15 protein-coding genes are annotated in these 11,352 nt (G+C 60.9%); 5 read left to right on the top strand and 10 right to left on the bottom strand.

Annotation, left to right across the window (positions count from 1 at the left end):
• Positions 1-285: 285 nt before the first annotated feature.
• Genes ASC85_RS20995 through ASC85_RS20975 form a run of 5 tightly spaced genes read left to right on the top strand, consistent with a single transcriptional unit; the run spans position 286 to position 4,054 of the window.
• Entirely contained in the window at positions 286-681 is a 396-nt protein-coding gene (locus ASC85_RS20995) for a hypothetical protein (RefSeq protein WP_057451145.1), read from the top strand.
• The gene (locus ASC85_RS20990; protein WP_057451144.1) at positions 674-2,050 is read left to right on the top strand and encodes a class II fumarate hydratase; all 1,377 of its coding nucleotides are present in this window, start codon (positions 674-676) and stop codon (positions 2,048-2,050) included. The genes ASC85_RS20995 and ASC85_RS20990 overlap by 8 nt, the downstream gene beginning before the upstream one ends.
• Positions 2,051-2,077: 27 nt before the next feature.
• Positions 2,078-2,518 (top strand): hypothetical protein, encoded by a 441-nt coding sequence (locus ASC85_RS20985; protein ID WP_057451143.1) that lies wholly within the window; start codon positions 2,078-2,080, stop codon positions 2,516-2,518.
• Positions 2,519-2,520: 2 nt separating this feature from the next.
• Positions 2,521-3,144 (top strand): superoxide dismutase, encoded by a 624-nt coding sequence (locus ASC85_RS20980; protein ID WP_057451142.1) that lies wholly within the window; start codon positions 2,521-2,523, stop codon positions 3,142-3,144.
• 19 nt (positions 3,145-3,163) lie between these two features.
• Positions 3,164-4,054 carry a ZIP family metal transporter gene (locus tag ASC85_RS20975; protein ID WP_057451141.1) on the top strand — a complete coding sequence of 297 codons (891 nt, stop codon included), beginning with the start codon at positions 3,164-3,166 and terminating at the stop codon, positions 4,052-4,054.
• Between the two features lie 180 nt (positions 4,055-4,234).
• Here ASC85_RS20975 and ASC85_RS20970 read toward each other — a convergent pair whose 3' ends face one another.
• The 10 genes from ASC85_RS20970 to ASC85_RS20925 form a co-directional block, all read right to left on the bottom strand.
• A complete protein-coding gene (locus tag ASC85_RS20970) occupies positions 4,235-4,510 on the bottom strand; it encodes an HPr family phosphocarrier protein (protein ID WP_057451140.1) in 276 nt (91 codons plus the stop codon).
• Between the two features lie 15 nt (positions 4,511-4,525).
• Entirely contained in the window at positions 4,526-5,383 is an 858-nt protein-coding gene (gene rapZ, locus ASC85_RS20965) for an RNase adapter RapZ (protein WP_003197845.1), read from the bottom strand.
• Positions 5,384-5,385: 2 nt separating this feature from the next.
• Positions 5,386-5,850, bottom strand: coding sequence for a PTS IIA-like nitrogen regulatory protein PtsN (gene ptsN, locus ASC85_RS20960; RefSeq protein WP_003197847.1), 465 nt, complete (start codon positions 5,848-5,850; stop codon positions 5,386-5,388).
• A 12-nt stretch (positions 5,851-5,862) separates the two neighbouring features.
• A complete protein-coding gene (gene hpf, locus ASC85_RS20955) occupies positions 5,863-6,171 on the bottom strand; it encodes a ribosome hibernation-promoting factor, HPF/YfiA family (RefSeq protein WP_003178005.1) in 309 nt (102 codons plus the stop codon).
• 76 nt (positions 6,172-6,247) lie between these two features.
• Positions 6,248-7,741: an RNA polymerase factor sigma-54 gene (locus ASC85_RS20950; RefSeq protein WP_057451139.1), complete on the bottom strand. Its 1,494-nt coding sequence runs from the start codon at positions 7,739-7,741 to the stop codon at positions 6,248-6,250.
• A gap of 164 nt (positions 7,742-7,905) precedes the next feature.
• Positions 7,906-8,631 carry an LPS export ABC transporter ATP-binding protein gene (gene lptB / locus ASC85_RS20945; protein WP_057451138.1) on the bottom strand — a complete coding sequence of 242 codons (726 nt, stop codon included), beginning with the start codon at positions 8,629-8,631 and terminating at the stop codon, positions 7,906-7,908.
• The gene (gene lptA, locus ASC85_RS20940; protein ID WP_057451137.1) at positions 8,631-9,179 is read right to left on the bottom strand and encodes a lipopolysaccharide transport periplasmic protein LptA; all 549 of its coding nucleotides are present in this window, start codon (positions 9,177-9,179) and stop codon (positions 8,631-8,633) included. The genes lptB and lptA overlap by 1 nt, the downstream gene beginning before the upstream one ends.
• Complete coding sequence (lptC, locus tag ASC85_RS20935; protein WP_057451136.1) at positions 9,166-9,735, bottom strand: LPS export ABC transporter periplasmic protein LptC; 570 nt, start codon at positions 9,733-9,735, stop codon at positions 9,166-9,168. The genes lptA and lptC overlap by 14 nt, the downstream gene beginning before the upstream one ends.
• Positions 9,736-9,742: 7 nt before the next feature.
• The gene (locus ASC85_RS20930) at positions 9,743-10,267 is read right to left on the bottom strand and encodes a KdsC family phosphatase (RefSeq protein WP_014336638.1); all 525 of its coding nucleotides are present in this window, start codon (positions 10,265-10,267) and stop codon (positions 9,743-9,745) included.
• A complete protein-coding gene (locus ASC85_RS20925; protein ID WP_038858725.1) occupies positions 10,268-11,242 on the bottom strand; it encodes a KpsF/GutQ family sugar-phosphate isomerase in 975 nt (324 codons plus the stop codon).
• Between the last annotated feature and the right edge of the window lie 110 nt (positions 11,243-11,352).

The following is an 11,352-nucleotide window of genomic DNA, read 5'->3' as shown; positions in this document are numbered from 1 at the left end:
CAATCTTCATCTAGTCCTGGTGTCACGCTTGCTTTCCTTGCAGCTCTTCTATCGACGATCAGTTTACTATTTTTGGGGTTTGGTTAGCGCCTATGGGATTTATCCCCGCTGGGGCGCAGAGCGCCCCCCAAAATCTGACCCCGCGTTGTGTCTTGTTAATTGTCGAGGGCCGCTTCGCAGCCCAACGGGGATAAATCCCCTCGCCACAATGTGATCTTCATCAGGCTTGTGTTGCTTCTTATTATCATCTAATAATGAATCTCATTCGCCGAGTGAGCCCCGGTCATGAGTTCTGCCCTGCACGAACAACCCTACCTTGAAAGCTGGCGCTGGATGAGTCGCCAGATCCGTTGCGCGATGAACCCGGACGAGCCGCGGTTGATCGAGCACTACCTGGCCGAGGGCCGCTATCTGGCCTGCTGCACCGCCACTTCGCCATGGATGATCTCCGAGACCGCGTTCCGGCTGCTGCTCGATACCGCCTCGGATGTCGCGCTGCCCTGGCATTGGCGCAATCTCTGCCTCGACCAGGCCTGGCGCCCTCTGCGTGAGCTCGAACAACAATCACTGTGCCGCTGCCGCCTCAAGCGCTGGCAGAGCCATGCCTGGGCGCTGGCGACCTGCGCCCTGGAACCGTCGATTCCTCTTATTGAACTGGTGCAAGGATCTCCCGATGAGTAATACCCGTATCGAACGCGACAGCATGGGCGAGCTGCAAGTCCCGGTGGATGCCCTCTATGGCGCCCAGACCCAGCGCGCAGTGGATAACTTTCCGGTCAGCGGCCAGCGTATGCCGGCGCAGTTCATCCGCGCCCTGATCCTGGCCAAGGCTGCCGCCGCCCGGGCCAACGTAGAGCTGGAACAGATCAGCGCGGCCCAGGGCAAGGCCATCGTCGATGCGTCCCTGGGGCTGCTCGAAGGTCGTTTCATGGACCATTTCCCGGTGGATATCTTCCAGACCGGCTCCGGCACCAGCTCCAACATGAACGCCAACGAAGTGATCGCCACCCTCGCCAGTCGTCTGCTGGGGGAAACGGTCAATCCGAACGACCACGTCAATTGCGGCCAGAGCAGCAACGACATCATCCCCACCAGCATTCATGTCAGCGCGGCGCTGGCCTTGCATGAGCAACTGCTGCCGGCGCTGTCGCACCTGGTGCAGGTGATCGAGCGCAAGGCCGAAGAGGTCCACCCATTCATCAAGACGGGTCGCACCCATCTGATGGATGCCATGCCGGTGCGCCTGAGCCAGGTGCTCGACGGTTGGGCGCAGCAGCTCAAGGCCAATATCGGCCATTTGCAGGATGTGCTGCCGAGCCTGCAATCCCTGGCCCAGGGCGGTACGGCGGTCGGCACCGGCGTCAATGCCCATCCACGTTTCGCCGAGCTGTTCAGCCAGCAACTGACGCAATTGACCCAGGTGCAGTTCACTCCGGGCAAGAACCTGTTCGCGCTGATCGGCTCCCAGGACACCGCCGTAGCGGTTTCCGGGCAGCTCAAGACCACCGCCGTGTCGCTGATGAAAATCGCCAACGACCTGCGCTGGATGAATTCCGGGCCGCTGGCAGGCCTGGGCGAGATCGAACTCGAAGGCTTGCAACCGGGCTCCTCGATCATGCCCGGCAAGGTCAATCCGGTCATTCCTGAAGCCACCGCGATGGTGGCGGCCCAAGTGATTGGCAACGACACGGTGATCACTATCGCCGGTCAATCGGGCAACTTCGAATTGAACGTGATGCTGCCGATCATCGCCCAGAACCTGCTGAGCAGCATCGCCTTGATGTCCACCGCCAGCCGCTTGCTGGCGGACAAGGCCATCGCCACCTTCAAGGTCAACGAGGCAAGGCTCAAGGAAGCGTTGTCGCGCAACCCGATCCTGGTGACCGCGCTGAATCCGATCATCGGTTACCAGAAGGCCGCTGAAATCGCCAAGAAGGCTTACCAGCAAGGTCGGCCGGTCATCGATGTCGCTCTGGAGCACACCGACCTGACACGCAGCGAACTCGAAGTCCTGCTGGACCCGGAGAAGCTCACCGCCGGCGGCGTGTAACCCCGACACCTGTGTGGAGGACTCATCATGGAACACTGGAAACGTACGATCGAACGGGCCAATCGCTGTTTCATGCTGGGCGAGCTGGTGGACGCCCGCGAAGCCTACCTGCAGGCCCTGGCGCTGGCCCAGGTGTTGTTCGAGCGCTGGGCGGATGCCGACGAAGCCGTGGCCGCGTGCGTCGTCTCCCATCACAACCTGGCGGACCTGCACTTGCGCCTGAACCAGCCGGAGGAGAGCGCCGAATACCTGTGCGCGATCCACCAACGGTTGTTGCAGACGATCCAGGACGAGCGGCTGGCGCCTGCCCTGCGCACCGCCGCGCTGCGCCAGAGCCACAAGACCTATGTCGAACTGCTGAATTTCATCAGCGAGTACGGTGAGTACCCACGGACCCAACGCCTGCTGCACTGCAATGCCGCTACGGCCCGGCGGCGCAATGCCCCTCTTCATCATGGAGTTCATTGAACATGGCTTTTACCTTGCCTGCATTGCCCTACGCCTACGACGCCCTGGAACCGCACATCGATGCGCAAACCATGGAGATCCACTACACCAAGCATCATCAGACCTACATCAATAACCTCAACGCGGCGGTGGACGGCACCGAATACGCCGGGTGGCCTGTCGAAAAACTGGTGTCCAGTGTCGAGCAGTTGCCGGCAAGCCTGCAGGCCGCAGTGATCAACCAGGGCGGTGGTCATGCCAACCATTCGCTGTTTTGGGAAGTGATGACGCCCCGGGGCGGCGGCCAGCCCGATGGCGCCCTGGCGGCGGCGATCGAAGCGCAGCTGGGCGGTATCGAGGGTTTCAAGGAGGCCTTTACCAAAGCGGCGCTGACTCGTTTCGGCAGCGGCTGGGCCTGGTTGAGCGTGACCCCGCAAAAGACCCTGGTGGTGGAAAGCAGCGGCAACCAGGACAGCCCGCTGATGAAGGGCAACACACCGATTCTTGGCCTGGACGTCTGGGAGCACGCCTATTACCTGCGCTACCAGAACCGTCGTCCGGAATACATCAGCGCCTTCTACAACGTGATCAACTGGCCTGAGGTCGCCCGGCGCTACCAGATTGCGCTGGCTTCGAGTCCTTCCTGAAAGCAACCCAAGGCTGATTATGGATACTCAAACACTGGCGATTGGAAGCGGACGGATGTTCCGCTATGCCTTGGGGTCGTTGTTGCTGTTGGCCGGGATGACGTTGTTGGCGGCCCAGGGCCTGGCATGGCTGGACCTGGAGCCCAGGCTGTTGCGTGCGCTCGAGGGCGGCGGGCTCTGCGCCTTGGGCACCGCGCTGGGGGCCGTGCCGGTGCTGGTCATCCGGCGCATGCCCCAGGCCGTCAGCGATTCGCTGCTGGGCTTCGGTGCCGGAGTGATGCTCGCGGCCACGGCGTTTTCGCTGATCGTGCCGGGCATTGCCGCGGCCGAACGATTGGGACTGACGCCTTGGGCGGTCAGCGGCCTCATCAGTTTCGGCATTCTATTGGGCGCGTTCGGGCTGTATCTGGTGGACCGCAAGGTCTGCGCCTGTCCCGAAAGGCTCGTCGCGGCGCCAGGCCGCCCGATCATTGCGCCGCGGATCTGGTTGTTCGTGTTTGCCATCATCGCCCACAACATTCCCGAAGGTATGGCGGTGGGGGTGTCGGCGGGCGGCGGCATGCCGGATGCCGACAGCCTGGCGATGGGCATCGCCTTGCAGGATGTACCCGAAGGGCTGGTGATCGCGCTGGTGCTGGCTACGGCGGGGATGTCGCGGGTCAAGGCGTTCCTGATTGGCGCGGCGTCAGGGCTGGTCGAACCCGTGTTCGCGCTGCTGTGCGCCTGGTTGGTGAGCCTGGCCGAGATGCTCTTGCCCCTGGGGCTCGCGTTGGCGGCCGGGGCGATGTTGCTGGTGGTGACTCACGAGGTCATTCCTGAATCCCGTCGCAATGGTCACGAGAAACTGGCGAGCCTGGGGTTGCTGGTGGGGTTTTGTCTGATGATGGTGTTGGATACGGCGTTGGCGTGACAAACGGCAGATCTGTGGTGATGTGATTTATCTGTGGCGAGGGAATCTGTGGGAGCAAAGCTTGCTCGCGATCCAGGCACCTCGGTTTTCTGAGTTACCGAGTCGCCTTCATCGCGAGCAAGCTTTGCTCCCACAAATGAATTCCCTTGCCACAATAAATCCGCCTTGGGATTTGGTCAGTTACTCGCCTTCGTCGAAGTATCTGTTTATCAGGTCCACCAGGGCATCCATTGCTTCTTGCGCCTGTTCACCTTCGGTGTGCAGGTGGATCCTGGTGCCCTTGCCAGCGGCGAGCATCATCATCGCCATGATGCTTTTACCGTCGACCGCAGTCTCGGGTGTGCGGCCAACCCTGATGGTGGTGTCCTTGAACTGGCCCGCGACTCCGACGAACTTGGCCGACGCTCGGGCATGCAAACCCAGCTTGTTGATGATTTCAATTTCCTGAGCAGGCATCGCGATGTGAATCCTTTAGCTGAGGTCGCGGTGGCGAACCTGGACGTTCTTCAGGGATTGTTGCAGGAGTTGACCCAGGCGTTCGGTCAGGTAGACGGAGCGGTGATGGCCGCCGGTACAGCCGATGGCGATCGTGACATAGGCGCGGTTGCTCGCGGCAAAGCGGGGCAGCCATTTGAGCAGGTAGCTGGAGATGTCCTGGTACATTTCCTCAACATCCGGCTGGGCGGCCAGGTAGTCGATCACCGGTTGGTCGAGCCCGGACTGCGCGCGCAATTCCGGTTTCCAATAAGGGTTGGGCAGGCAGCGCACATCGAACACCAGGTCGGCATCGACGGGCATGCCACGCTTGAAACCGAACGACTCCACCAGGAACGCCGTGCCCGGCTCAGGTTGGTTGAGCAGGCGCAGCTTGATCGTGTCGCGCAACTGATACAGGTTCAGGTGCGTGGTGTTGACCTTCAGGTCTGCCAGGTCGGCGATCGGCCCCAGTAGCTGGCTTTCATCCTCGATGGCTTCGGCCAGCGAACGGTTGGCGTTGCTCAGTGGGTGGCGCCGGCGGGTTTCGGAAAAACGCTTGAGCAGTGTCTCTTCATCGGCATCCAGGTACAGCACGTCGCACTGGATATGCCGGCTGCGCACTTCCTCGAGCAGTTCAGGAAAACGCGACAGGTGGCTTGGCAGGTTACGCGCATCGATGGACACCGCCACCAGCGGCTGCGCCAACTCGGTGTGGATCAGGGCGCGCTCGGCCAGTTCCGGCAGCAGGCCGGCGGGCAGGTTGTCAATGCAATAGTAGCCGCTGTCCTCAAGCACGTTGAGGGCCGTGCTTTTACCGGAGCCGGAGCGGCCACTGACAATGATCATGCGCATTTTTAATGACCGTTCTGCTCGTCCAGGACAACCTGGTACAAAGCTTCGTTACTCGGTGCGCTGCGCAGTTTTTCGCGCACTTCCTTGCGGTCCAGCATGCTGGCAATCTGGCGCAGCAGCTCAAGGTGCGCATCGGTCGCCGCTTCCGGTACCAGCAATACAAACAGCAGGTCGACCGGGGCGCCGTCGATGGCGTCGAAATCTATGGCGGTTTCAAGGTGCAACAGCGCGCTGATCGGCGCGGCACAACCCTTGAGACGGCAGTGGGGAATGGCGATGCCGTTGCCAAAACCGGTGGAACCGAGTTTTTCACGGGCAACGAGGGCCTCGAAGACGTCCTGCATTTCCAGATCCGGTACCTCGCGGTGGATCAGGTTGGCAATGTGTTCGAGGGCTTTCTTTTTACTGCCGCCCGGCGCGTTCACTTGGGAACGGCCGGGGGTCAGGATGGTTTCTAGTCGGATCATGGATTGGGGGGGTTAACGACCGGTTGCGCCCTGGAGGAGGCTCTGGGTCTTTTCCTTATGCTTTTTGAGTTGGCGATCCAGCTTGTCGGTCAGCAGGTCAATCGCGGCATACATGTCTGTGTGCTCTGCGTTGGCAACCACTTCTCCGCCGGGGATATGCAGCGTGGCTTCGATTTTCTGCAGCAGCTTCTCGACGTTCATCGTGACTTGCACGTTGGTGATCTTGTCGAAATGCCTCTCCAATCGGTCGAGTTTTTCGCCGATGTAGGTGCGCAGGGGTTCGGTCACTTCCAGTTGGTGTCCACTGATGTTGACTTGCATACAGCTTCTCCTTCGTTGCCAGTGCATAAAGCGGCAGGCAGAAATGCCTGCCACTGGAACGCTGTGGCGTGGCCTGTTACATCAACCGCTTGCGTTCGCTCGAAGGCGCGATCCCGAGGGATTCGCGGTATTTGGCGACGGTACGGCGGGCCACCTGAATGCCTTGTGCCTCCAGTAAACCAGCGATCTTGCTGTCACTCAACGGCTTTTTCTGATTTTCCGCGGCCACCAGTTTTTTGATGATCGCGCGGATGGCCGTGGACGAGCATTCGCCGCCTTCGGAGGTGCTGACGTGGCTGGAGAAAAAGTATTTCAATTCATAGATGCCCCGAGGGGTATGCATGAATTTCTGGGTGGTTACCCGGGAAATCGTCGACTCGTGCATGCCCACCGCCTCGGCAATGTCATGCAGGACCAACGGTTTCATCGCTTCATCGCCGTACTCCAGGAAGCCGCGCTGATGCTCGACGATCTGGGTGGCAACTTTCATCAGGGTTTCGTTGCGGCTTTGCAGGCTCTTGATGAACCAGCGCGCTTCCTGCAACTGGTTGCGCATGAAGGTGTTGTCGGCGCTGGTGTCGGCGCGCTTCACAAAGCCGGCGTACTGGGCGTTGACCCGCAGCTTGGGCACCGACTCCTGGTTGAGTTCCACCAGCCAGCGATCATTGTGCTTGCGCACGATCACGTCGGGGACCACATATTCGGGTTCGGTGGATTCGATCTGCGAGCCGGGGCGCGGGTTGAGGCTCTGCACCAGTTCGATGACCTGGCGCAGCTCATCTTCCTTGAGCTTCATGCGACGCATCAGTTGGCTGTAGTCGCGGCCGCCCAACAGATCGATGTAATCGGTGACCAGCCGCTTGGCTTCGGCCAGCCATGGTGTCTTGGCGGACAACTGGCGCAGTTGCAGCAACAAGCACTCGCCCAGGTTGCGGGCGCCGATGCCGGCCGGTTCGAATTGCTGGATGCGATGAAGGACGGCTTCGATCTCGTCCAGCTCGATGTCGAGCTCGGGGTCGAAGGCTTCCAGGATTTCTTCGAGGGTCTCGTCCAGGTAGCCCTGGTTGTTGATGCAGTCGATCAGGGTCACGGCGATCAGACGATCGGTGTCGGACATCGGCGCCAGGTTCAACTGCCACAGCAGGTGGCTTTGCAGGCTTTCGCCGGCAGAGGTACGGGTGGTGAAGTCCCACTCGTCGTCATCGCTGCTCGGCAGGCTGCTGGCGCTGGTCTGGTAAACGTCTTCCCAGGCCGTGTCCACGGGCAGTTCGTTGGGGATGCGTTCGTTCCATTCGCCATCATCGAGGTTGTCCACCGTCGGGGCGGTTTCCTGGTAGGCCGGTTCCGGGATCTCGGTGTTGGTCTTCTGCTCGACGTTGTCGGCCAGCGGGTCGGTGTTGTCGAAGTCGTCGCCTTCTTCCTGGCGTTCGAGCATCGGATTGGACTCCAGGGCCTCCTGGATTTCCTGTTGCAGGTCCAGGGTCGACAATTGGAGCAGGCGGATGGCCTGTTGCAGCTGCGGTGTCATCGTCAGCTGCTGGCCCATTCTCAAGACTAGCGATGGTTTCATGGCAGGGGCTTAACACCTTATTCGCCGGCGCACATGCGCCATCCACTACAGGGCGCCGAGGCGCCAAACTTAAGCAAATTATATGCCTGAAACTGAAGTGTTTGCCTAGAGCGTCGCCATAATAAAATTAAACGACGCTCGAGCAATTCGCCAGACACTTGTGCTTACAGGCGGAACTCATGGCCCAGATACACTTCCTTGACCAAGTCATTGGCCAGGATAGCTGCGGAGTCGCCTTCGGCGATCAGCTGGCCGTCGTTGACAATGTAGGCGGTTTCACAGATATCCAGTGTCTCGCGCACGTTGTGGTCGGTGATCAGCACGCCGATCCCCTTGGCCTTGAGGTGATGGATGATCTGCTTGATGTCGCCTACCGAGATCGGGTCCACGCCGGCGAACGGTTCGTCGAGCAGGATGAACTTCGGTGCGGTGGCCAGGGCGCGGGCGATTTCCACGCGACGCCGCTCACCGCCGGACAGGCTCATGCCCAGGTTGTCGCGAATGTGGCTGATGTGGAATTCCTGCAGCAGGCTTTCCAGCTCCTGGCGACGACCGGCCTTGTCGAGTTCCTGGCGGGTCTCGAGGATCGCCATGATGTTGTCGGCAACCGACAGTTTGCGGAAGATCGACGCTTCTTGCGGCAAATAGCCGATACCTGCCTTCGCCCGGCCGTGCATCGGCTGGTGGCTGACATCCAGGTCGTCGATCAGCACGCGACCCTGATCGGCCTGGACCAGGCCGACGATCATGTAGAAGCAGGTGGTCTTGCCCGCGCCGTTGGGGCCGAGCAGGCCGACGATCTGGCCGCTGTCGATGGACAGACTGACATCACGCACGACTTGACGGCTCTTGTAGCTCTTGGCCAGGTGCTGAGCTTTCAGAGTTGCCATTACTGGGCCTTCTGCTCGTCGGTTTTCTTTTTCGGTTGGATCACCATGTCGATCCGCGGACGCGACTCGGTCACCTTGCTACCGGTGGCGCGACCGGCGCTGGCGAGTTTCTTGTTGGTGTCGTAGACGATTTTCTCGCCTTGGGTCACGTTGTTGTCCTTGTCCACGACCTTGGCGCGGTCGATCAGGACCACGCGATCCTGGGAGGCGTGGTACTGGATGGTGACCCCGTAGCCCTGCACTGGCTTGGTATCGCCCGCGGTTTGCAGTTGCTCGAAATAGGCCAGGTTGCCCACTGAGGTCACCACGTCGATGTCGCCGGACGGGGTGCGGGTGATGGTCACGGTATTGCCGGTGACCTTCATCGAGCCCTGGGTGATGATCACGTCGCCTTTATAGGTGGCGACGCCATTCTTGTCGTCGAGCTGGGCGTCGTCAGCCTGGATGCGGATAGGCTGGTTGCGGTCGTCGGGAAGAGCCCAGGCGCTCGCGCTTCCCAGTGCTGCGCCCAGACTGAGCAAAATAGGGAGGGTTTTAGCGAGCTTCATACTGTCCTCTTACGTTCGATAGCAGGTGTATCCTGCTTTCCTTCAAATACGCTTTCATTCCCGTGCCGGTCGATACACCCCCGGCGCCGTCGATTCTAACGGGTTGCTCGGTCTGCGCATATTCTTGCTGTGGGAACACGGTCATGCGCGTGCTGGTGATGATGGTCGTACGGTTTTTCTCGTCGGTTCGGGCGACGCGCACCGAGTCGATCAGTTCCACTTCGGTGCCGCCGGAATTGACTTCGGCGTGCTCGCTCTGTACATGCCACGGAAACTCGGTGCCGCGGAACATGTTCAGGTCGGGCTTGGTGACCAGCGTAATGTCAGTGGCCTTTACGTGGTCGACCTTGTCGGACGTCATCTCGTACTGCACCTTGCCGTCGGGCAGGTACTGCAGGGTATGCGTGTTGGTCGCGTACCAGTCGATCTTTTCCTCGATCTGGGCCGCAGGCTGGTCGAGAAACCGTTCGGGGCTGATGTTCCAGTAGCCCACCGCAGCAAAAATCGCCGCGATACAGCCGAACACCACAATGGTGCGAATCTTCTTGCTCAGCATAAATGGCTCACAGGTACGCGGCGTTGGCCGCTTCGAGGCGGCCCTGGGCGCGCAGGATCAGTTCACAGAATTCGCGGGCCGCACCTTCGCCGCCTCGCGCCGTGGTGACGCCGTGGGCGTGCTCGCGGACGAAGCTGGCCGCATTGGCGACCGCCATGCCCAGGCCGACCCGGCGAATCACTGGCAGGTCTGGCAGGTCGTCACCGAGGTAGGCCACCTGTTCATAGCTTAGGTTGAGTTGACCCAGGAGCTCGTCCAGCACCACCAGCTTGTCTTCGCGCCCCTGGTAAAGGTGCGGGATGCCGAGGTTCTTGGCGCGCCGCTCGACCACCGGGGTCTTGCGGCCGCTGATGATAGCGGTCTGCACGCCGGCGGCCATCAACATCTTGATGCCTTGGCCGTCGAGGGTGTTGAACGTCTTGAACTCGCTGCCGTCTTCGAGGAAGTACAGGCGACCGTCGGTCAGCACGCCGTCCACGTCGAAAACCGCCAGCTTGATGGCTTGGCCACGTTGCAACAGGTCTGTGTTCATTTACATGACTCCCGCACGCAGCAGATCGTGCATGTTCAGGGCGCCCACCGGACGGTCTTCGTCGTCGACGACTACCAGGGCGCTGATCTTGTGGTCTTCCATGATTTTCAGGGCCTCGGCGGCGAGCATCTCGGCGCGGGCGGTCTTGCCGTGGGGCGTCATGACTTGCTCGATGGTGGCGCTGTGGATGTCGATGGTGCGGTCCAGGGTGCGGCGCAGATCGCCGTCGGTGAAGATCCCGGCGAGCTTGCCGTCGACTTCCAGGACCACCGTCATGCCCAGCCCCTTGCGGGTCATTTCCATGAGCGCGTCCTTGAGCAGCGTGCCGCGCAGCACTTGTGGCAACTCCTGGCCAGCGTGCATCACGTTTTCGACTTTCAGCAGCAGGCGACGGCCGAGGGCGCCACCGGGATGGGAAAAGGCGAAGTCTTCCGCGGTGAAGCCCCGGGCTTCCAGCAGCGCCACGGCCAGGGCATCGCCCATGACCAGGGCCGCGGTGGTGGAGGAGGTCGGTGCCAGGTTCAGCGGGCAGGCTTCGTGTTCGACATGAACATTGAGGTTCACTTCGGCGGCCTTGGCCAGCGGCGAGTCCGGGTTGCCGGTCATGCTGATCAACTGGATGCCCAGGCGCTTGATCAGCGGCAGCAGCGTGATGATCTCATTGGTGGAACCGGAGTTGGACAGGGCCAGGATGACGTCGTCCCGGGTGATCATGCCCATGTCCCCGTGGCTGGCTTCGGCCGGATGGACAAAAAAGGCCGTGGTGCCGGTGCTGGCGAGGGTGGCGGCGATCTTGTTGCCGATGTGCCCGGACTTGCCCATGCCGACCACGACCACGCGGCCTTTGCTGGCCAGAATCATCTCGCAGGCGCGTACGAAATCAGCGTCGATATGGGGCAGCAAGCCTTGCACGGCTTCGAGCTCGAGGCGGATGGTACGTTGTGCCGATTGAATCAGGTCGCTGGATTGGCTCATGTCAGAAATCGTATAGCCCGATGAAAAGGCGGCGATTATAGCGGCAATGAACAATTCCCTCACGTAAGTTCGTCATGCTTTGTTCAAGGCGTCGCAAGGTTCGACATAAA

Origin of the sequence: Pseudomonas sp. Root401, from assembly GCF_001425105.1 — a bacterium.
Classification (GTDB): domain Bacteria; phylum Pseudomonadota; class Gammaproteobacteria; order Pseudomonadales; family Pseudomonadaceae; genus Aquipseudomonas; species Aquipseudomonas brassicacearum.
This window is presented reverse-complemented; position numbering and strand designations above follow the sequence as displayed.

Bases quoted from the DNA above. Each gene is read 5' to 3' on its own strand.
- ASC85_RS20990 (WP_057451144.1), top strand. From the start codon at position 674: ATGAGTAATACCCGTATCGAACGCGACAGCATGGGCGAGCTGCAAGTC.
- ASC85_RS20985 (WP_057451143.1), top strand. From the start codon at position 2,078: ATGGAACACTGGAAACGTACGATCGAACGGGCCAATCGCTGTTTCATG.
- ASC85_RS20950 (WP_057451139.1), bottom strand. From the start codon at position 7,741: ATGAAACCATCGCTAGTCTTGAGAATGGGCCAGCAGCTGACGATGACA.
- lptB (WP_057451138.1), bottom strand. From the start codon at position 8,631: ATGGCAACTCTGAAAGCTCAGCACCTGGCCAAGAGCTACAAGAGCCGT.
- lptA (WP_057451137.1), bottom strand. From the start codon at position 9,179: ATGAAGCTCGCTAAAACCCTCCCTATTTTGCTCAGTCTGGGCGCAGCA.
- lptC (WP_057451136.1), bottom strand. From the start codon at position 9,735: ATGCTGAGCAAGAAGATTCGCACCATTGTGGTGTTCGGCTGTATCGCG.
- ASC85_RS20925 (WP_038858725.1), bottom strand. From the start codon at position 11,242: ATGAGCCAATCCAGCGACCTGATTCAATCGGCACAACGTACCATCCGC.
- ASC85_RS20970 (WP_057451140.1), bottom strand. From the start codon at position 4,510: ATGCCTGCTCAGGAAATTGAAATCATCAACAAGCTGGGTTTGCATGCC.
- hpf (WP_003178005.1), bottom strand. From the start codon at position 6,171: ATGCAAGTCAACATCAGTGGACACCAACTGGAAGTGACCGAACCCCTG.
- ASC85_RS20980 (WP_057451142.1), top strand. From the start codon at position 2,521: ATGGCTTTTACCTTGCCTGCATTGCCCTACGCCTACGACGCCCTGGAA.
- rapZ (WP_003197845.1), bottom strand. From the start codon at position 5,383: ATGCGCATGATCATTGTCAGTGGCCGCTCCGGCTCCGGTAAAAGCACG.
- ptsN (WP_003197847.1), bottom strand. From the start codon at position 5,850: ATGATCCGACTAGAAACCATCCTGACCCCCGGCCGTTCCCAAGTGAAC.
- ASC85_RS20995 (WP_057451145.1), top strand. From the start codon at position 286: ATGAGTTCTGCCCTGCACGAACAACCCTACCTTGAAAGCTGGCGCTGG.
- ASC85_RS20930 (WP_014336638.1), bottom strand. From the start codon at position 10,267: ATGAACACAGACCTGTTGCAACGTGGCCAAGCCATCAAGCTGGCGGTT.
- ASC85_RS20975 (WP_057451141.1), top strand. From the start codon at position 3,164: ATGGATACTCAAACACTGGCGATTGGAAGCGGACGGATGTTCCGCTAT.